General features: G+C 40.3%; 21 protein-coding genes and 1 tRNA gene. 13 read left to right on the forward strand and 9 right to left on the reverse strand.

Going from position 1 to position 20,501, the window contains the following annotated elements:
- Nucleotides 1–259: 259 nt before the first annotated feature.
- Nucleotides 260–1,003: a sporulation protein gene (locus CWC16_RS05225; protein ID WP_055014066.1), complete on the forward strand. Its 744-nt coding sequence runs from the start codon at nucleotides 260–262 to the stop codon at nucleotides 1,001–1,003.
- A gap of 59 nt (nucleotides 1,004–1,062) precedes the next feature.
- A complete protein-coding gene (locus CWC16_RS05230) occupies nucleotides 1,063–1,512 on the forward strand; it encodes a GNAT family N-acetyltransferase (RefSeq protein WP_138540778.1) in 450 nt (149 codons plus the stop codon).
- A gap of 101 nt (nucleotides 1,513–1,613) precedes the next feature.
- Here CWC16_RS05230 and CWC16_RS05235 read toward each other — a convergent pair whose 3' ends face one another.
- The 6 genes from CWC16_RS05235 to CWC16_RS05260 form a co-directional block, all read right to left on the reverse strand.
- On the reverse strand, nucleotides 1,614–2,966 hold the full coding sequence (locus tag CWC16_RS05235) for a sodium-dependent transporter (RefSeq protein WP_138540779.1): 1,353 nt from the start codon (nucleotides 2,964–2,966) through the stop codon (nucleotides 1,614–1,616).
- A 194-nt stretch (nucleotides 2,967–3,160) separates the two neighbouring features.
- Nucleotides 3,161–4,453 (reverse strand): sensor histidine kinase, encoded by a 1,293-nt coding sequence (locus CWC16_RS05240; RefSeq protein WP_138540780.1) that lies wholly within the window; start codon nucleotides 4,451–4,453, stop codon nucleotides 3,161–3,163.
- A 14-nt stretch (nucleotides 4,454–4,467) separates the two neighbouring features.
- Nucleotides 4,468–5,175 carry a response regulator gene (locus CWC16_RS05245; RefSeq protein ID WP_138540781.1) on the reverse strand — a complete coding sequence of 236 codons (708 nt, stop codon included), beginning with the start codon at nucleotides 5,173–5,175 and terminating at the stop codon, nucleotides 4,468–4,470.
- A 17-nt stretch (nucleotides 5,176–5,192) separates the two neighbouring features.
- Nucleotides 5,193–5,576 carry a DUF3019 domain-containing protein gene (locus tag CWC16_RS05250; RefSeq protein ID WP_138540782.1) on the reverse strand — a complete coding sequence of 128 codons (384 nt, stop codon included), beginning with the start codon at nucleotides 5,574–5,576 and terminating at the stop codon, nucleotides 5,193–5,195.
- Nucleotides 5,566–6,423, reverse strand: a complete 858-nt coding sequence (locus CWC16_RS05255; protein WP_138540783.1) for a MipA/OmpV family protein — start codon at nucleotides 6,421–6,423, stop codon at nucleotides 5,566–5,568. Before CWC16_RS05255 ends, CWC16_RS05250 begins: the two co-directional genes overlap by 11 nt.
- An 87-nt stretch (nucleotides 6,424–6,510) precedes the next feature.
- A complete protein-coding gene (locus tag CWC16_RS05260) occupies nucleotides 6,511–7,314 on the reverse strand; it encodes a hypothetical protein (protein ID WP_138540784.1) in 804 nt (267 codons plus the stop codon).
- A gap of 115 nt (nucleotides 7,315–7,429) precedes the next feature.
- Here CWC16_RS05260 and CWC16_RS05265 point away from each other — a divergent pair, with 115 nt between their 5' ends.
- Nucleotides 7,430–8,575 (forward strand): serine hydrolase domain-containing protein, encoded by a 1,146-nt coding sequence (locus tag CWC16_RS05265; protein ID WP_138540785.1) that lies wholly within the window; start codon nucleotides 7,430–7,432, stop codon nucleotides 8,573–8,575.
- Nucleotides 8,576–8,711: 136 nt separating this feature from the next.
- Here CWC16_RS05265 and yhbY read toward each other — a convergent pair whose 3' ends face one another.
- Complete coding sequence (yhbY, locus tag CWC16_RS05270) at nucleotides 8,712–9,008, reverse strand: ribosome assembly RNA-binding protein YhbY (protein ID WP_004587346.1); 297 nt, start codon at nucleotides 9,006–9,008, stop codon at nucleotides 8,712–8,714.
- An 88-nt stretch (nucleotides 9,009–9,096) separates the two neighbouring features.
- On the opposite strand from yhbY, the gene rlmE reads away from it, so the two are divergent.
- The 8 genes from rlmE (at nucleotide 9,097) to CWC16_RS05310 (ending at nucleotide 17,173) form a co-directional block, all read left to right on the forward strand.
- Entirely contained in the window at nucleotides 9,097–9,726 is a 630-nt protein-coding gene (gene rlmE / locus CWC16_RS05275) for a 23S rRNA (uridine(2552)-2'-O)-methyltransferase RlmE (protein ID WP_138540786.1), read from the forward strand.
- Nucleotides 9,727–9,792: 66 nt separating this feature from the next.
- On the forward strand, nucleotides 9,793–11,736 hold the full coding sequence (ftsH, locus tag CWC16_RS05280; protein WP_138540787.1) for an ATP-dependent zinc metalloprotease FtsH: 1,944 nt from the start codon (nucleotides 9,793–9,795) through the stop codon (nucleotides 11,734–11,736).
- A gap of 70 nt (nucleotides 11,737–11,806) precedes the next feature.
- Complete coding sequence (gene folP / locus CWC16_RS05285) at nucleotides 11,807–12,652, forward strand: dihydropteroate synthase (protein ID WP_138540788.1); 846 nt, start codon at nucleotides 11,807–11,809, stop codon at nucleotides 12,650–12,652.
- Nucleotides 12,652–13,992, forward strand: coding sequence for a phosphoglucosamine mutase (glmM, locus tag CWC16_RS05290; protein ID WP_138540789.1), 1,341 nt, complete (start codon nucleotides 12,652–12,654; stop codon nucleotides 13,990–13,992). Before folP ends, glmM begins: the two co-directional genes overlap by 1 nt.
- Nucleotides 13,993–14,072: 80 nt before the next feature.
- Entirely contained in the window at nucleotides 14,073–14,822 is a 750-nt protein-coding gene (gene tpiA / locus CWC16_RS05295) for a triose-phosphate isomerase (protein WP_055017169.1), read from the forward strand.
- Nucleotide 14,823: 1 nt separating this feature from the next.
- Entirely contained in the window at nucleotides 14,824–15,171 is a 348-nt protein-coding gene (secG, locus tag CWC16_RS05300; RefSeq protein WP_004587340.1) for a preprotein translocase subunit SecG, read from the forward strand.
- Between the two features lie 82 nt (nucleotides 15,172–15,253).
- Nucleotides 15,254–15,338: transfer RNA gene (locus CWC16_RS05305), tRNA-Leu, on the forward strand.
- A 209-nt stretch (nucleotides 15,339–15,547) separates the two neighbouring features.
- The gene (locus CWC16_RS05310; RefSeq protein ID WP_055014054.1) at nucleotides 15,548–17,173 is read left to right on the forward strand and encodes a methyl-accepting chemotaxis protein; all 1,626 of its coding nucleotides are present in this window, start codon (nucleotides 15,548–15,550) and stop codon (nucleotides 17,171–17,173) included.
- A 225-nt stretch (nucleotides 17,174–17,398) separates the two neighbouring features.
- On the opposite strand, the gene CWC16_RS05315 is transcribed toward CWC16_RS05310, so the two are convergent.
- Both CWC16_RS05315 and CWC16_RS05320 read right to left on the reverse strand, forming a co-directional pair.
- Nucleotides 17,399–17,806, reverse strand: a complete 408-nt coding sequence (locus CWC16_RS05315) for a type 2 periplasmic-binding domain-containing protein (protein ID WP_138540790.1) — start codon at nucleotides 17,804–17,806, stop codon at nucleotides 17,399–17,401.
- Between the two features lie 12 nt (nucleotides 17,807–17,818).
- Nucleotides 17,819–18,976 carry a porin gene (locus CWC16_RS05320; RefSeq protein WP_138540791.1) on the reverse strand — a complete coding sequence of 386 codons (1,158 nt, stop codon included), beginning with the start codon at nucleotides 18,974–18,976 and terminating at the stop codon, nucleotides 17,819–17,821.
- A gap of 510 nt (nucleotides 18,977–19,486) precedes the next feature.
- On the opposite strand from CWC16_RS05320, the gene CWC16_RS05325 reads away from it, so the two are divergent.
- Nucleotides 19,487–19,960: a hypothetical protein gene (locus CWC16_RS05325; RefSeq protein WP_249929185.1), complete on the forward strand. Its 474-nt coding sequence runs from the start codon at nucleotides 19,487–19,489 to the stop codon at nucleotides 19,958–19,960.
- A gap of 55 nt (nucleotides 19,961–20,015) precedes the next feature.
- Nucleotides 20,016–20,492, forward strand: a complete 477-nt coding sequence (locus CWC16_RS05330; RefSeq protein WP_138540792.1) for a hypothetical protein — start codon at nucleotides 20,016–20,018, stop codon at nucleotides 20,490–20,492.
- The last annotated feature ends 9 nt before the right edge of the window (nucleotides 20,493–20,501 follow it).

The following is a 20,501-nucleotide window of genomic DNA, read 5'->3' on the forward strand; positions in this document are numbered from 1 at the left end:
AATATCACTTCATTTGGGATTGCAGTGTAGCGAAAATTTTATACCATTGAAAATAAAAATAGCCCTAAAATTGAGCGCCTTTAATCAATTACTTGTCTAGCCATGTATAAAAAATGCACATTAAGCGTGTATTTAATAGTAAATAGCATGTAAATAACATTTTTTCACTGACATTGGCTTTTAAATATGGTTAAGATGCCTTAACGAAGGAGTTTAAGCTTGAGCAACAAACTGAGCCGCTCAGCTTAAGGAGATAGATATGTTTAAAAAGATTTTAGCGTCGGTTGGTATTGGCGCTGCAAAAGTAGATACAATTTTAGAAACTGAGCATCTTCAGCCGGGACAACTTTTTAACGCTAATATCGTTATAACTGCAGGCGATGTGGCTCAAGAAATCGCGGGTCTTGATTTGTTTTTAATGACACGCGTTAAAGTTGATGGCGAAGATGGTGAATACTTTACTAACCACGTGATTGATCAGTGGCGTATAACCGACATAGGCACTGTTGAGCCAGGCGAAGTTAAAAGTATTCCATTTGAAGCGCGCCTTCATCCAGAAACGCCAATTACCGAAATTAATGCCGGCTACAACCAATCACATGTATGGATTGAAACGGGCCTTGATATTGATTTAGCACTAGATCCAACAGATAAAGACCATTTGCATATTTACCCTAACGAAGCCGTTAAAACCTGTATGCAAGCAATGGATAAATTAGGGTTTAGTTTATTAAAAGCTGATGTTGAAAAAGGCCATTTACGCGCGCCTACTTTTCAGTCGGTTTCTGGGTGTTATCAAGAGTTAGAGTATAAGCCCAATAGCCGCAGCTTATTTGGTATTCAAGAAATTGAATTATCGTTTGTACCAGAAGCACACAAAACACATGTTCTAATCGAGTTGGATAGAGCATTTAGAGGCGATGGTTATGTTGATTTAACCATAGAGCACGACCATGTTAATTTATCGCAGTTGTGCGACCAATTAGAGCGTTTGTTTGCCTAAGTGATGCCGTAGTTTAATTAAACCCAGCTCAAGCTGGGTTTTTTATTTTAGGATTTTATATGTCGTTTAAATGTGCGCATTTTGATGCGCTTGATTCGCGTACTTTGTTTACGATAATGCGCGGTCGCGTTGACGTATTTGTAGTAGAGCAAACGTGCCCTTACCCTGAACTCGATGACGTAGACATTAACGCTAGTACTCAGCATTTATATGCAATTTCAGATAATTATTTATTAGCTTATGCTCGGTGCTATGAAAAAAGTGAGCAGTACAGTGCTATAGGTCGCGTACTGGTTTGTAAAAGTGAGCGTGGTAAAGGGCGGGCTACTGAGCTTGTCAATGCGGCTATAGCATGTTGTAAAAAGCAGTGGCCACAGCGCCCTATTTATATAGGTGCACAAACCTATTTGTTAGCATTTTATCGCTCTTTTGGGTTTGCAGAAGTAGGAGAGCAATACCTAGAAGATGGCATCCCCCATCAGGATATGGTGTTAAATACTCTAAACTAATTTATTAGGGATAAATTTAAGCTATTAAAAAGCCCACTTAATGCATGGGCTTTTTGCTTAATGTAGTATTTAACCTGAACTCAGGTTAGTTAAAAAACGTTTTAACTTAACACTGAGTGTAAAAACACAGCGCCAATGGCTATAGGGCACACAAACTTTGTGTATACAGGCCATATTTTCCAAAAAAGCGTGTTATGAACCTCAGGGTTACCTTGTTGTATTGCTTTTAGCAGCGAGCCACGGTACCAAATCCAGCCAACAAAAATACAACACATTAAGCCAAGTAAAGGCTGAGCGACTTTAGTTGTTAAGGTGATCACTAAACCAAATAAGCTGCCTAAGTTACATACTATGGTAATGCTCACTGCACTTATTAGCGCACCAATTAACCATGTTGCCTGCAGGCGGCTCATTGCAAAGCGCTCCACAGTATACGACACGGGCGCCTCTAACATTGAAATAGAAGAGGTAAGCGCGGCTATGCTCATTAGGGCAAAAAATGCAAAACCAATAAATAAACCTACTGAGCCCATACCATCAAATAAAGCTGGCAATACCTGAAATACTAATGTGTCTTCAGAAAGAAGTGTGCCAGTAGATGAAAAAATTTCTACGCCTTGTGCTTGTGCTACATACATGGCGGGTATAATTAAAAGGCCCGCTACAAACGCGATAAACACATCTATTAACGTTACATAAGCGCCCAGTGTAACTAGGTTTTCTTTTTTACTTATGTAAGAGCCATAAATAATCATCACGCTGGTGCCTAGCGACAATGAGAAAAACGCTTGGCCGAGTGCACTTACGAGTAAGTTTGCATCAAATATCGATGAGAAATCAGGCACTAAATAGGCTTTTAGCCCTTGCATAGCACCTTCTTGAGTCATAACGTAGGCAATTAGGGCAAATAAAATACCTAAAAGAGCGGGCATTAGGCGCTTAGACCATTTTTCTATGCCGTTTTCTACGCCACGACTAATAATAGCCACGGTGAGTATAATAAATATCACTGTAAAAATGATGTTTCGTGAAAGTGACTGCTCACTTAGCCACGTTGAAGCCCCGTTTGCGCCAGCCAACGTAGTGATAGGCTCGACTGTAGCGCTGAGCATCCAGCCTGCCACAATAGCATAAAAACTTAAAATAAAGCCCGCACATAAAATTCCGCCAAAACCAACTATAAAAGCAAAGCGCTTTTGCCACGTGTGTGATGTTATTTTTGTTAAAGAAGATACCGCATTAGCTTGTCCGTGTCGGCCAATTATAAGCTCAGCCATAAGTGCTGGGTATGCTAAAAAAAACGCTAGTATCAAATAAGCGACTAAAAAAGCTGCACCACCATTGCTTGCTGTTTGGGTCGGAAACCCCCAAATATTACCTAGACCTACTGCAGAGCCTGCGGCGGCCATTATAAATCCAAAGCGAGAGCTAAACTCACCTCTAACTGCGCTCATATTGTTGTACTTCTCTATTTTTTGACGGCGCAGACAATCTACTGGAATTGCAAATAAATAAAAAGCACTTATTTACCCAATTGTGACAATAATTATCGTCTGATGTGTCTGTCGCGCGATGCATTTAATTAATGTTATCAACAGGTTTAGAATAAGGAATTGATTTTGTGTAATAAATGTTAGTAAATATTTTTTTACGTATCGTGGTGCTGACCAATTTTAAGGGTAAAACAGGCCCCGTTAAGTCGCGTACTTTTACTAACACTTACACTGCCGTGATGCCAATCTGCCACTTTGGCAACGATTGCTAAGCCTAAACCATAACTTTTATCAGCACGGTTACGGTGGCTCTCTTCTCTAAAAAATGGGCTAAAAACGTTATTAAAGTTCTCTGGTGCAATGCCTGGTCCATCATCTTCAACCGTAATATATAAATAATGCTCATCACGCTTTGCACTGACATAAATAGTGTCTTTTGCAAAGTCGCAGGCATTGCCAATTAAATTACTAATAGCCCGAGCAAGCCAATGTAAATCAGCAAAAACTATATCGTCACTGCTATTTAATTGTACTTTGAGGTGGCTGGTTTCAATTTTTGGCGAAAGCTGGGTGAGTAAGTCCTCAAGATAGTGCGATAAATGAGTTTGCGAGTAGGTAAGTTGATTGGCATTTTGCTCAAGTGTTGCAAAGGCTAAATAGCTTTTAAGCATCGATTCCATATGGTCGAGGTCGTTTTCCATACGCCCAAGGTACTGCTGAATTTTAGACAAGTCTTCCGTCTCTAAAGCGGCATCTAAGCCAAAGCGCAAACAAGCGATAGGGGTTCTGATATCGTGCGATAAGCTCGATGCCATTAACTTATTCTCCGCCACGAGCTTTTCTATTTGGCTTGCCATGCGGTTAAATGTAAGCTCAACGTCTCTTATATAGGTAAAGTGTGAGACCTTTATTCTCGCTTGCACATCACCTGCGGCAAATTTTTTAGCCGCTTCGTTTAACACAGTTAAGCGTTTGGCAAGTGGGGCAATAATAAAGCCCATAAAAACGCATAGCCCTGCATAAAACAGCAAAGTAAGTATTATATCGTTGCGTTGATCTGCCTCAACCCCTTTATCTAGGCGCATAGAAAGATGATAAGGCGACAACACTTCACTGCTGTAGAGCATATAAAAACCTTGTTGGTCTTCTAAAATAAGCCCGCTTTGGGCATGCATCTGTAGTATTAAGGGCGGGGTTAATGCAAGAGATTCATTACTTTTATAATCGAGTTTTACATTAAAGTCGCTTGCCAATTGCTTTACATAAGCTGCGCGTTCAGAGGTAGCTACATTAGCTAAATGCTTACTAAAGCCGTTGATCATTTGGCTTTGTAGGCTAAATTCATCATGGGGTGTTTGTGTTTGTTGGCTAAATGCATCAATTAGCCAGCCCAATACAACAATAGATAGTAGCGCACTACCGAGTAGTGAAATGTAAAATTTTTTCATTTAAAGCGCCACGGTCACTCTTCCCACGCAGTGGCAACAAGTAAATAACCACGCCCCCAAATTGTTTTTATTTTTTCTGGGTTTTGAGGGTCATCATGAAACTTTTTGCGAAGCGCGGAGATTAATACATCCACACTTCTATCAAGTCCATCATACTCACGGCCTTTCGTTGCTTTAAACACTGCATCCCTCGAAACCACTTGGCCTGCATTACTTGCTAAATAGTGTAGTAACAGGTACTCAGCACTGGAAATAGTAATATCTTGCTTGTTAAATGTTACACTGCGAGATTGAGTATCGATACTGAGTTCGCCTACTTTTATCACACTGTCATTGGGCACTTTAGTTGGTTCACTGCTCAGGCGCAGCGCTGCTTTAATACGGGCTAATAATGCGCGAGGACGCACTGGTTTCATGATGTAATCACTTGCCCCTACTTCTAAGCCAATAACTTCATCCATTTCATCATCGCGGGCGGTCAACATAATAATGGGGGCAATGTAAAAACTACGTAGTTCTCTGCACACACTTATACCGTCTTGGCCTGGTAGCATAATGTCGAGTAGCACAATGTTAGGGTTTAAGTTTTTTACTTGGCTTATAACTTCATCACCGCGGTGGCAAACATGGGTCGTATAGCCTTGTTCGGTTAAGTACTCTGCCACCCATTGGGCTAGAGAGGCGTCATCTTCGACTAATAAAATAGTGCCGTAATTATCCATAAAGCTTCCTTAGTAGATTAGAATAGGCGCCAACGGCGTTTTTTTTGTCTATTTTGATAAACCCACTGAAGTTTAACTTCAGTGGTGGCAATAATTTGGGCTGTATTACTATCAAACAGTTCAAAAGAAATACTGTGCTGGGAGTCAAATGTATATTCGAATACGCCTTGTTGTTGTTTTAACCAACATTGCATAATATATTTTGATGTTGCGTCTCGTAAGCAGTAGTTTCCAATAGTCGGCTGTTGCCAACTAAGTGTAATATCAGCATAGCAATTGCGGCCTTCACGCAGTGCTACACAGGTGTCTGGAAGCGCAATTAAGGGGGCTGTTTTATCTGTTGTTTTAGCAGATGAAATAGCAGGGAAGATCAATAATAAACAGATCCATTTAAAATACATAACGCAGGCCTACCTTGGCTTTATGCTGATACCCTTGTGAAATAATAGGGCTATCGTCTATTTCTTTTGAAAACCACGTTGTTAACCAGCCAGACAAAAATACCCAATCTTGAGATATAGGGTACTCAGCATGAAATTCAAACATAATGCTGGTGCTGCCATTCGGGGTGTAAATAGGGCGATTAGCGGTGGCTTCGTCGGCGTCTATACCAAAATAATAGTTTGTAAAACTGCCCGAGTAAGCGCTTATACCCACCCCTGATCTAAACTCCCAATTACGCCATGGCAAAATGTGGCTAAAAAAGGTGTTTAATACCCAACCGTTATGTGTACCTGTAATGTCATGTAAAAACTCAAACGAAATTTGCGAGTTTTCAAAGCGGCGCGTTAATCTAAGTCCGGCATCAAAATCGTAATTACGCGATTTTATACCCGCAAGCTCTTCTATTACACCATGGTTGTAAAAACCTAAGCCTTTTTCGTCAAATCCGGCTTGTGTATTAGTGCCCAATATATCTAGGCCCCAATCAAATTTATCTATAAGGCTGTAACCGACGACTAAACCGCCGCTTAACTGGTTATGATCAAAGTCGAGGTAAAAGTTTTCGTAGGAAATAGCCAGGCTTAAATCGAGTTCAATACCATCGTCGTATGAGTCAAGGCCAATTAGGTAAGAGTCTTCTACATAATAACCAGCCCCAGCGCTCCAATCCCACGCAAAACCTTGGGTAGGCTCTAGCGTGTTATCAGCATAGTATCGATTGCTTGCCTGGCTTTGAAAGCTCAAAAAACTGGCGCAAAGCAATACGCTATTAATTAAAGTATGCTGTAAGAAAGCGATTTTCATCCCTGGGGACCTAATTATTATGTGTTATTAAACGTAGTATATTAGTAAGTGAATCCTTGAATCTGTAAAAAAATGTAGTTTTTTACGTTATTGCACTTTTATTTTGTCAATTAAAATACTGCTTAAGTAATATTGCATCATAGGTGTTAAGGCGCTCACTTCGGTACGCGTACATGGACCTTGTAATTTAGTTAAGCTGCTTAATTTAGTAATGGTTTTAAAAGGCGGTACAGTTACTTCTTTACCTGCGCGCGCTATACGGGCTTGCTCGGTATTTTGCTGATGTACAAATGTTGCGACTTCTAACTCATTAGTAATTTTTTGCTCTTGGGCAAAGCTAAACAATAAAGGCTCACGGTGGAAGCTTGCGCTGTCTATTGATGATTTTGCAAACCATACCACATCGCCTGAAGCACGGTGCGTAATGCGCATACTTACTTGCGCGAGTATGGTGGCGCATTGCTGAGTAGGGTATTGCTGCGCTACTTTTACAAATAAAGGGTAAGGGTTTTCAGGCTGGGTTAACGCATATTTGGTATCGTCAGTAAATGCTAGGTCTAACTGATGAATAGCGAGCGTGTAATCACTGCTTTTATTATCAGTTACCTCTAAGCCTTTATCGTTTAAGGCTTGTGTTATTTGTTTTAATAGTGTGTCTGTTACGCTTGCTTTATCTGTTGTAATACGCACTGTTTGGCCGCGTGTTACTTTGTGCGCCGGTAACTGTACAGACTTAACTTTTGGCGATGCGTGCTCTGTTTTATACTCAAGCTGGTAAGTTTCGCTCTTTAATGTTGGCTTTAACGGTAAAGCCAAAGGCTCGGCCGGCTGTTTGGTAATTGCACAACCTGCTGATAATAATATAAAAAGTGATACAACTATAAAACGCATAACTACTTAACATCCACTTAAAAAGCCAATAATCGCAACATTGTACGTTAGTCCCACTAAAACTTCATGATATTATGCTCATAGATGTAGTTAAAAAAGAATAAATTTGTAACGAATGAAGTATCTCACTAATTTTATGTATGTTTGGGTCGCTATTTGTCTATCTCTTCCGCTTAAGGCAATAGCTAAAGCAGACTCAAACTGGGATGGATTCGTAAAACAGTATGGACGCTACGCAGAAAAAAAACTTAACAGTAAAGGTATACCTGGCGCTGCGCTCTCTATAGTGAGTATTGGTAACGCTGATTATATTCACACCATGGGCCGCACTAAGGCAAGAAGTGGTACACAGGTTAATCGCCACACCCGCTTTAGGTTGGCTTCGGTGTCAAAAACCTTTGCTGGATCGTTAACTGCAAAGCTTGCAAGTGAAGGGGTAATCGATTTATTTAAACCGGTAAGCGAGTATATACCTGCCTTTAAAGACACTGTTTATAAAGACAATTTAAAAGTGTTTCACTTATTAAGCCACTCCAGCGGTTTGGTCCCTAATGCATATGACAATTTAATCGAATCAAGAATGAGTTACCCCGATATTGTCGAAAAGCTATTAACAGTAAAGCCCATTTGCGAACCCGGCCAATGCTATGGGTATCAGAATGTGATGTTTAGTTTAATTGATGATGTAATTTATCGCAGTACCAATAAAAAATATGATCAGTGGCTGCAAGAGGGGATTTTCACACCATTAAAAATGAGAGATACCAGCTTAGGCTATGATGCAATGGTGCAGGATAAAAATTATGCATTGCCGCACGTTAGAGGAAAAAAACGTTGGTACACAGCCAAGTTGAAAAAAAACTATTATAAAGTTGGCCCAGCTGCGGGCGTAAATGCAAGCGCAACCGATATGGCAAAATGGTTAAAAGCGCAATTAGGGCAAAACCTAGATGTACTTTCTTTAGAAGCACTTGCTACACAAGCACGCCCTTATACACTTACAAAAAAAGAACGTTATAGACGCGTATGGAAAAGGAAATTAGAACAAGCTTATTATGGTTTAGGCTGGCGTATTTATAACTATAACGATGAAACGCTGTACTATCATAGTGGTTGGGTGCAAGGCTATCGTAGTGATTTGGTTGTTATACCGCATTTAAATGTGGGGTTTAGCTTGATTGTAAACGCGGAGACCGGCGTTATAAATGAATTAACCACTGAATTTTTAGACCGTTTATTAAAATACAAACGCACTAAATAAAACAGGCCTTAAATTGCTTAAACAGAGCCGTACTTTTAAATTTATTTTTTAAAAGTAAAAAGTATAATTAAGCACCTATAATAAAAAAACCAGCTTAATGCTGGTTTTTTTATAAAAAGCTCACTGCACAATTAACTTATGCACGTGGTAATTGAATCTTTTTTTCTGCACTTTGACGATACAATACAACAGTGTGACCTATTGTTTGTAGCTTAGTAGCGCCGGTTTCACGAACGATTGCATCAAAAATAAGTGCTTTTGTTTCACGATCGTCAGTAGGTACTTTTACTTTAATCAATTCGTGAATCTCTAATGCACTTTGAATTTCAACGACTACGCCCTCGGTTAAACCGTTAGAACCTAGTAAAACTACAGGCTTAAGGCTATGCGCCTGGCCTTTTAAAAACTGCTTTTGTTTGTTTGATAATGTCATGTTTATACAAATTTTGCTGAATATGGCTTGAATTAAGGGTATTCTAACGCCATCTAAAGAATATTACTAATTAGTTGCGTGTTAATTTATGACAAATAAAAAACATTCAGCCAGTTCAAAGCGATGGCTGAAAGAACATTTTGATGATCAATATGTTCAGCAAGCGCAAAAAAAAGGCTGGCGTTCTCGAGCTGTTTTCAAATTAGATGAGATCCAAAATAAAGATAAACTGCTTCGCTTTGGTATGACCGTTGTTGATTTAGGTGCTGCACCTGGCAGCTGGTCACAATACTTAGCCGAGAAAGTATCTGATAAAGGTCAGGTTGTTGCGTGTGACATATTACCCATGGACTCACTTGCGGGGGTCGACTTTTTACAAGGCGATTTTCGTGAAGAAGCCGTACTTGATGCATTGTTAAAACGCATTGATGGTAAAAATGTTGATGTGGTACTCTCTGACATGGCACCAAATATGAGCGGGAATAACTCGGTAGATCAAGCGGGTAGCATGTATTTGGTAGAATTAGCACTTGATATGTGTCATCAAGTATTAAAGAAAAATGGTGCATTTGTTGTTAAAGTGTTTCAAGGTGAAGGCTTTGATCAATACTTGCAAGACGTTCGTAATAGTTTTAAAGCAGTGAAAATACGCAAACCTGATGCCTCACGTGCCCGTTCTCGGGAAGTATATATAGTAGCGACCGGCTACAAACTGTAGTACAGTTGCTTGGCGTTTAGTTGAATTTAAATTAATTGGATACAAGAGGTTAACCCCTTGAGCGATATGGCGAAAAATCTAATACTCTGGCTGGTTATTGCAGTTGTGCTAATGTCAGTATTTCAGAGCTTTAATGGTGGCGATCAAGTTGATCGTCAAACAAGTTACACTCAATTTGTAAAAGACGTGCGTAGCGGCTCTTTACAAGAAGTTATTATTGACCGTGGAACGGGTAATATAACCGGTACTAAAAGCAGTGGTGAGCGTTTTCAAACCACAATGCCAATGTACGATGAAGACTTAATTAATGATTTACTTAAAAATGATGTAAATGTGAAAGGCGTTCAGCCTGAAGAACAATCGTTTTTAGCAAGTATTTTTATTTCTTGGTTCCCAATGTTGCTGCTTATAGGGGTGTGGATATTCTTTATGCGTCAAATGCAAGGCGGTGGCGGAAAAGGCGCAATGTCGTTTGGTAAAAGCAAAGCGCGCCTGATGAGCGAAGACCAAGTTAAAACAACCTTTGCTGATGTAGCAGGGTGCGATGAAGCAAAAGACGACGTAACAGAGTTAGTAGACTTTTTACGTGACCCTTCTAAGTTCCAAAAACTTGGTGGTAGTATTCCTAAGGGTGTACTAATGGTAGGTCCTCCTGGTACGGGTAAAACATTACTTGCTAAAGCCGTAGCCGGTGAAGCAAAAGTACCGTTTTTCACTATCTCAGGTTCTGACTTTGTTGAAATGTTCGTTGGTGTTGGTGCATCTCGTGTACGCGATATGTTTGAGCAAGCTAAAAAGGCTGCACCCTGTATTATCTTTATAGATGAGATTGATGCTGTAGGGCGTAAGCGTGGCGCTGGCATGGGCGGTGGACACGACGAACGTGAACAAACACTAAACCAAATGCTAGTAGAAATGGACGGTTTTGAAGGTAACGAAGGTATAATTGTTATAGCGGCAACTAACCGCCCTGACGTACTAGACCCTGCATTGCTTCGTCCTGGTCGTTTTGACCGTCAAGTAGTGGTTGGCTTACCTGATATTCGTGGCCGTGAGCAAATCCTTAAAGTACATATGCGTAAAGTGCCATTAGGCGATAACGTAGAAGCGGCAGTTATTGCACGTGGTACACCTGGTTTCTCTGGTGCTGATTTAGCAAACCTTGTAAACGAAGCTGCACTTTATGCCGCACGTGGTAATAAGCGTGTTGTAAGTATGGCTGAATTCGATGCTGCTAAAGACAAAATCATGATGGGTGCAGAGCGCAAGACCATGGTGATGAGTGAGCAAGAGAAAGAAATGACGGCTTACCATGAAGCAGGACATGCTATTGTTGGCCGTATGGTGCCAGAGCACGACCCAGTTTATAAAGTGTCGATTATTCCACGTGGCCGTGCCCTTGGTGTAACCATGTACTTACCTGAACAGGACCGTGTTAGCCATTCTAAAGAGCTTTTAGAGTCAATGATTTCTAGCCTTTACGGTGGCCGAATTGCTGAAGCACTTATTTATGGCGAAGACAAAGTAACTACGGGTGCGAGTAACGACATTGAGCGTGCAACAGATATTGCACGTAAAATGGTAACGCAGTGGGGCTTGAGTGAAAAACTAGGTCCGTTACTGTACGCTGAAGATCAAAACGAGATGTACATGGGCGGCGGCGGTGGTCGCGCAATGAGCATGTCTGATGAAACAGCTAAAGTCATTGATGCTGAAGTACGCTTATTCTCTGACCGCAATTATCAAAGAGCAGAAGATATATTAAAAGAAAATATTGATATTCTTCATGCGATGAAAGATGCATTAATGAAATACGAAACAATTGATGCTAAACAAATTGATGATTTAATGGCGCGTCAGCCTGTGCGTGAACCACGAGATGCACATGACCGTTTAGACGATAAGCCAACTAAAACAGTGGCACCTCAAGAAAAGCCGGCTGATGAAAGCCAAAAACCGGATGATTCATCGAAAAAAGATGAAACAAACCTTGATGATAAAGCTGAATAATCGTTAAAATAATGTTTTAAAAGCCCCGTACTTCGGGGCTTTTTTGTATCAAATAACTCAAAGGTTGGCGATGACTAACACAATAAACCTTCCCCGCGGGCGTAAATTAAATTTAGAAAAACCATGTGTGATGGGTATTTTAAATGTGACTCCGGATTCATTTTCTGATGGCGGAAAGTTTTTAGATACAGCGCACGCGGTAAGGCAGGCAATGCAGTTGTTAGATGAGGGTGCAACTATTATTGATATTGGCGGTGAATCTACACGCCCAGGCGCACCAGATGTTAGTTTAGACGATGAACTTAAACGTGTGATACCTGCAATAAAAGCCATTAGAGCTAAAAGTGACTGTGTTATATCGGTAGATACCAGTAAAGCGCAGGTTATGGAGCAGGGCATTTTAGCAGGTGCAGATATAGTTAACGATGTGCGTGCATTGCAAGAACCAGGTGCACTAAGTACACTCGCTAAATACCCTGATGTTGCAGTGTGCTTGATGCACATGCAAGGGCAGCCCCGCACAATGCAAAATTTGCCCACTTATACTGACTTATTAGCGCAAGTTAACCATTTTTTTGAGCAGCGTATAAAGGCATGCGAAACAGCGGGTATTAAGGTAGAGCAACTTATCCTCGACCCGGGTTTTGGCTTTGGCAAAACCCTTGAGCATAATTTTGAAATACTGGCTAAATTTAATGCATTCAATAAGTTTGAACTACCACTTTTAGCGGGTCTTTCACGCAAGTCGATGATAGGTAATTTGCTAAACAGAAAAACAGATGAGCGATTAGCGGGCAGCTTAGCCGGTGCGCTAATTGCCGCGCAAAATGGCGCAAAAATTATTCGTGTACACGATGTAAAAGAAACGGCAGATGTGCTTGGTGTCCTCCAGGCATGCGAAAAAGGAGCTTTATAATGAGCGAAAGAAAATATTTTGGTACCGATGGGGTACGTGGTTTAGTGGGCGCAGCGCCAATTAACCCTGAGTTTGCAATGAAATTAGGCTGGGCCGCTGGCCGAGTTTTGTCACTTAGTGGAACAAAAAAAGTAATTATAGGTAAAGATACCCGTATTTCAGGTTACATGTTAGAAACCGCGCTTGAAGCTGGTTTAATCGCCGCAGGAATAGATGTTGTATTGCTTGGGCCAATGCCGACGCCTGCAGTTGCCTATCTAGCGCAGACGTTTAGGGCCGAAGCGGGTATCGTAATTAGTGCATCGCATAACCCTTATTACGACAACGGAATTAAGTTTTTTAATGGCCAAGGCTTAAAACTGGACGACGACGTTGAGCTACAAATTGAAGCGATGCTTGATGAACCAATGACCTGTGTTGCCTCCGATAAGCTTGGTAAAGCCTCGCGCTTAGTAAGTGCTGATGGGCGCTATATTGAATTTTGTAAAAGCCAATTCCCTCAAGGTTTATCACTTGAAGGTATAAAAGTTGTACTAGATTGTGCCAATGGCGCAACCTACCATATTGCACCGTCGGTGATGCGTGAGCTAGGCGCTGAAGTGATTACTCATGCTTGCGAGCCTAATGGGGTGAATATAAACCATGAATGTGGTGCTACACACGTTGATACGTTAAAGCGCAAAGTGCTAGAGCACAAGGCCGATGTAGGTATTGCTTACGATGGTGACGGCGACCGCGTAATGATGGTTGATCATAACGGTCGTGTATTTGACGGTGATGATTTAGTTTACATTATTGCCTGCCAAGCGGCTGAAGATCACATGCTAGGTGGTGGTGTTGTTGGCACGGTTATGTCGAACATGGGGCTTGAAAATGCATTAAAAGCAAAAGGCATTGAATTTGCACGCAGTAAAGTTGGCGACCGTTATGTTATGGAAATGCTGCAGCAAAAAGGCTGGAAAATTGGTGGTGAAAGCTCAGGGCATGTATTAAATCTTGATTTAATCACCACAGGCGATGGTATCATTTCGAGCCTTCAGGTATTGGCTGCAATGGTGGCTCAAAATCGTACATTACAAGATTTAGGGGCAGGTTTCACAAAGTACCCAATGAAAATGATTAATGTACGCTACACACCTGGCACAGATCCCACACAAGCACCAGAAGTACAAGATGCGGTTGCGCAAGTAGAGCAAGCTTTAGGCGACAAAGGCCGTGTTTTACTTCGTAAATCAGGCACCGAACCGGTAGTACGTGTTATGGTTGAAGCCGAACAAGAAAAAATAGTCATAGACAGTGCGCAAAAAATTGCAGCAGTTGTCGAATCTATGAGCAAATAAACTGGTTGATAACAATAACCTCTTGTAACTTAGGGCGAGAAAAGTTAATATCTCGCCCGCTTTCTAATCTGGAGTGGAAAATGGCAATACGTAAGGCAATGGTCGCAGGCAACTGGAAAATGAATGGCTCTTTAGAGCTTGTTACTCAACTGTCTGATGCCATTAACAGTGTTAAATCAAATGAGATAGACATTGTTTTATTTCCTCCATTCCCATTAGTACCAGCACTGGTTGAAAGCGGTGTAACCACGGGGACTCAAACGCTAAGCGAAAATACCCCAGGCGCCTTTACCGGTGAAGTGGATGCTCAGCTTATTAAAGATTTAGGAGCTAAGTACGTACTCGTAGGCCACTCAGAGCGACGCAGTATCTACAAAGAGAGCAACGCAACCGTAGCCGCAAAATTTGCCCGTGCACAGCAAGTTGGACTAACACCAATCTTGTGTATTGGGGAAAGCGAGAGCGAGCAAGAAAACGGTCAAACCGAACACGTAGTTGCTGCACAAATTGATGCGGTAATTGAGAAATTAGGTGTAGCAGCACTGAAAGATTCTGTGATAGCATACGAGCCCGTTTGGGCCATAGGCACAGGTAAGACTGCATCGCCAGAACAGGCACAAGCTGTTCATAAATTTATCCGTGGTAAAATTGCTTCTTTAGACAGCGATTTAGCACAAGGGCTTACCATCTTATATGGTGGTAGCGTTAACGAAAAAAATAGCGAATTATTATTTGCACAACCAGATATAGACGGCGGCCTTATTGGCGGTGCTAGTCTAAAAGCAGATTCGTTCACTGCAATCTGTAACAGTGCAAAAGGGACCGTATAAGATGTACGAAATTTTATTAGTAGTTTATTTAGTTGTTGCTTTAGCTTTAGTTGGTATGGTTTTAATCCAGCAAGGTAAAGGCGCAGACATGGGTTCTTCATTTGGCGCCGGTGCTTCGGGCACAGTTTTTGGCTCATCAGGTGCAGGTAACTTTATGACCAAAACAACAACAAGCTTAGCAACAGTGTTTTTTGTTTTAAGTATTGTGTTAGGTAACTTAACTGCCGGTCAAATCAAAAAGACCGATGAGTGGGAAAACCTTGAAGCGGCACCTGCAGTAGAAACTGTAGCGCCAGCAGAAGAAGATGTACCTGTTACTCAACAGCAGAGCTCTGACGTACCAAACTAATTTAGCGTAAAGCTAACGTTAAACGATTTATACTCCTCAAATTAAGTCAATAAGTTTAACACCTAAGCGAAAGCTTAAAAATGCGGATGTGGTGGAATTGGTAGACACGCTACCTTGAGGGGGTAGTGCTTTCGGGCGTGGGGGTTCAAGTCCCCCCATCCGCACCAAATTATAAAACCAGTAGCAGTAATGCTACTGGTTTTTTTATGGAAAAATTTCATTTTGCTTGCTTATTAACCACCTTATCCTTTTTGAGCTTACCAGTTGTTGAATACTCGCTGTATTTGTAAAAAAAACTAGAAATATTACAAATTTAGTTAACACTTATAGGTAATAAGCCGATAATAGATATAGACAACAAAATAAGGTATACACAATGGCTTCAGGCTTCTCTTTTCAAAACCTCAGCATAAGTAAAAAAATTCATGCTATTACCAGCATTGCGGTTCTAGCATTTTTAGCGATCGTTTTGATTAATTACTTTGCAATGAATGATAATAGAATCGCACTTGATGAAATGGAAAAGTCTTCGTATCAGGTGGTTAAATTAACATCGGCAAATGTAAGCCTTTTAGAAAAGCTCGATGAGCTTTATACGCAAGCTGTTACTTTTGGTGAGCAGGAGTTAGTAGAAAAAGCAGCAGATACATACAATGCACTAAGTAACAACATAAATGCGGTTGAGCAAATAAACGCGTCGTATATTCATAGCGATACAAAAGTACAATTAGCCAATTACGAAAAAATATCATCCAGCATTGCGAATGGTATGGTTAATGGGACAGCCGATTTTAGTAAAATCCAACAACAAGCGCAGAAAAAAACAGCCCTGTATAATGATGTACTTGAAAAGTTTAAAACCGCGCAAGCTAAAGCAGACGCTCGTTTCTTTGAGCTAGTTGCAAGTACAAAAGAGCGTTCTGATCACGCCCTTACGCTTATGCTAGTGGTATCTATTGTTTCGTTAATTTTACTGCTATTTATGGCTATTTGGATTGCTAAACGTATTGCTGCTTCTGCGAGTGATGCGGCTAATAACCTGAGTTTACTGGCGAACGGTAAAGGGTCACTGAGCACTAATCTGAGCGTTAATTCAGAGGATGAAATTGGTCAAGTATCGATTAACTTTAACTCATTTATCGCTCTGTTGAAAAAAACAGTTCTTGAGGTAATCGCGGTATGTGAGCCACTAATGGAAAATTCAACTCGCTTAGTGCAAGGTATGGAGCAGGCTGAGCGCGCAACCACAAAGCAAACAACTGAGGCTGAGGTGGTTAAGCAGTCTATGGAAGAGATGAAGCAAAGTGTGGGTGATATTTCTCAATCAGCGGCAAGTGCATCAAATGCAGCGCAAACCGCAGAAAAAGAGGTAGAGCAAAGCAGAACTCAAGTTCAAATGTCAGTCAGCGCCTCACGAACGTTGAGTGACGAAATCAATCAAGCAGCTTCAACAATTAATAAGCTAGCGGATGATACAAAAAATGTGTCTCAAATCCTTAATGTAATTACATCTATTGCTGAGCAAACTAATTTATTAGCTCTCAATGCTGCTATAGAAGCGGCCCGTGCGGGTGAGCATGGTCGCGGTTTTGCTGTGGTTGCAGATGAAGTAAGAGAGCTTGCATCACGTACTGCCCACTCTACAAATGAAATTCGTGAGTTACTAAGCACATTGACTGAGGCTGCAAATGAGTCGGTAACGGCGATGACATCTGCGCGAGATATGGCCACAGATAATGCAACAGCCGCAGAGAAAACTGGTGTGTCGATAGAAAAAATTGCAGAGCAAATGCTAGAAATAAATGGTATGAATTCACAAATTGCCGCTGCTACAGAGGAGCAAACATCCGTTGCTGCGATGGTCGTAGAAAATGTGACGAATATGCATGAATCGTTTGAAGATACAATGGACTCACTCGCGGCGGTAAGGGATGTAGCGAAAAACCTGCACTACCTTTCAGATAACCTATTAGATGCGACTGCGAAGTTTAAAATTGAGTAATATTAATCTGTAATAATACTTAAACATTTTAGAGGCTAAGCCAAGTGCTAGTTGCATTCAAAAAACGTTATTTAGAGCAACTAAATAACGTTTTTTTTGCCTCGCTATCTACACACTTGTCCGCCACTCAATTGCTCATTTGTTTAAGCATATTAGTATATAGCCGTAATATTTAGATATAAAAAAACCACCTAATCGGTGGTTTTTTATATCTAGCTACCGCACTTAAAACGTAGCAACTACTTTAACTTTATCTGTTGCCTTGCTGCTGTCTATGTAACCAATTGAGTCGCCATTACTAGCAACAAAATCAATAACAGCCTGGTCAGAATCAAATTTTTCTGGTGGTGTACCTTTACCTGTAAAAACAAGTTTTGACCAATAGGCATTTAATTGGCTGCTTGATTTACCAACTACTTTAGAATTGAATTCATCAGCCACAGCGGTACCATTTTGAGTAGCAGGGCTAACTTTATTACCGTTAGCAAATGATTTTGCTTTTCCTAGGTAAATCTTTTTAATTGTATCGGCATCAAGTGCACTTGCATTGCCTGGGTTTACTATCACCGCTACTTCAGCTGAGGCGCTAAACGTACATAGCGACAGTACACTTGCTAGGATTAATTTTTTCATATTTCGCTCCAATTAGAATACTAAGTCAACGCCAACAGCTACTACATCAGTTTCAAGGTTCGTTACGTCATCGTCAAATCGACTAAAATCAATTTTAAATGCAGCTGAAGGGTGGAAGTCATAGCGCGCGCCAATGGTGTATACGTTACTCTCTGCTCGCATGCTATCAAGGGCGAGGTTTACGTTTGTATTTAATAATGGAATTGATTCGAGTGTATTAAAGCGTGATGAATCATGTTCATCATCATTTTTTTCATAAGTTACATGAACAATAACATTATCTATACGGTAGCCAGCTGAGGCATAGTATTGTGATTGCTCAGCCAAAATACTTCCCTCGACTTCAAACTGAGTATATTCGGCATCAAATAAAAAGTTATCATAGTCAACAGAGAAACCAATCCCGAAAAAAGTTGTTTCATCTTCGTCAGTGATAAGGTCGTTCGCTGTGCTGGTTAAACCGCTTGCATTAAGTACATCAATAATACCATTTAGGGCACTTAAGTTACTTGAATCACTGTTATCTATAGAAATGCTAGTGTCGGCCACAATGTATGCAGCTCTTGCGCTAAACCAGTCGTAAGAAACGCTCCAGTTAATACCACCTAAGTTATTCAATTCTGCAGGTAGCTCGTTTCCAAATACATCTATATCGCCATCAAAAGCGCCATAAAATCCTTGTAATGTAGAATCCCAGTCACCTAATTGGCTGTTATATACTACGCTAAGTCCTTCATAAGTAGAAAATGGAATACCGTATACAGAACGCGGTGGACGAACCCAACGATAAGCATAGCCAACGTCTAAAAAGTCTGAGTATTTGTAAAAAGGAACACGCATTTTACCCGCGCTTAATTGCAGTTCATCGCTGTATTCATAGGTAACATATGCCCATTCAAATGTTGCGTCAAAGTCATCTTCTCCACGCGCAATAATTTGCGCTGTCGCAGTTAGTTTTTCTTGAAGATCAGCAGAGAGTTGTAAGGCGAACTTGCTCTCGTTTTTAAAAGAGATGTCATCATCATATCCGTATAAAGTCTGATCACTGTCTAGGGTTTTACCACCTACTATAGATGCAAAACCATTTATACGAACTTCAGCGCTTACAGCGCTTACAGCGCTTGTTGCAAGTGCGGCACATATTGCTACTGCTACAGATAGCTTTTTCATATGTATTTCCTATTTGTTATTTAGATGTTGATTTCAGGGGGATTATAGAAGTGAATTTAGTATTTATCTAATAATTTTAGCTAGTTAGTTAAAAAAGAACTGAGAATTTAGTTTATTTCGAGTTTACAATTGTTAACTCATGGGTTTTTACTAGAGCGAAGTTATTGATTTTATTAAAGTTAAAAAACTTTTAAATTTATTGAGTTTGTTTAGCTAATGATTTAGGAAATAGTAATTACTGTTTATTTTGCTGTTTATGCTTGATTTTTTTATATTTTAATAGTTTATAAACACTAAACATAGCGCTACAGCGGACTTAAAGAGAAAGATAGTCACAATATGATTATCTCTAAAGGTTCATAGCCACTCAAATGTTTATAATAGGCGCTATATATTCACATTATTTATTTAGTTCACCTTCTTGTTTTGTAATCAAATAACAACTTCCTAAACCTGAATTTTAGCTTAACATTACCCCTGTATTAGCAAGGTAGTTCAAAGGAAGTGGCAATGATGAAGAGGCTAACATGGTTAGTATTATGTTGCTTAGCATCCAATGCATATAGCAACGATGAAGTAAGTATTACATTGCTGGGCTATATCGCTCCAGTGTGTGAATTTACTCCACAAAGTAATAACCTAGCGTTTTCTTCTAATGGCATCGCTAATACAACATTAGTAATTAACTGTAATTCGCCAATGCGAATATCAATGCAATCTCTCAATGGCGGCTTAAGTCATGAGCAAAGCGATAAAATAAGTTCATATAATATTAACTGGTCACTGGAAGGTGCCAAAAACGTTGTGTCTGTATCGGCACAGGCAATCAAATCGACCTACAATTTTGATATTAATGAAATTATTTTTGATAGTGTTGCTCAGATTCAGTTAACTCTAGATGACCCCTTAATCTATGCAGGAAGTTACCAGGATGTGATCCGCATAGAAATGACACCATCAGTAGTATCAGGTGGGGTGCTTTAAGCGCACATTTATTAAACATAACAAACTATATGTCACATGGATAAGGAATATAACAATGAATAAACTAATCGTAATATCAGCAATCGCGGCACTATCTTCAGGTTCAGCATTAGCAGAAAACTTAAACGTAGGTGGTGCAGTTGAGTCTATATGTGAAGTAAGCAATATCGCAACAACTCATTACTTTCCAGCACTTGCACTAGGCAATACAAAAACAGTTAACTTTGATTTGAAATGTAATGATGTAGATGGTGCAACACTTACGTTAACTACTTCTGAAGGGCACCTTCAAAACGCTGATCATGAAGACAGAGGTGTAGGATACACTGCTCATTTAACAGCAGGCCCATATGACTTTACTTTGTCAGCCGAGAATGGAACGAATGATCAAAGTGCATTTCAAAGCAGTGGCGGAAGTAATACTTTAGCAACTTCAGGCGTAGCAGGGATGATTGATTTAGAAGTTACTCAAGCACCTGTATATGCTGGTACGTATGCAGATACATTAATGCTAACAGTAACAGCAAACTAAAGTTAAATT

The organism is Pseudoalteromonas sp. S3776 (assembly GCF_005886915.1).
Classification (GTDB): domain Bacteria; phylum Pseudomonadota; class Gammaproteobacteria; order Enterobacterales; family Alteromonadaceae; genus Pseudoalteromonas.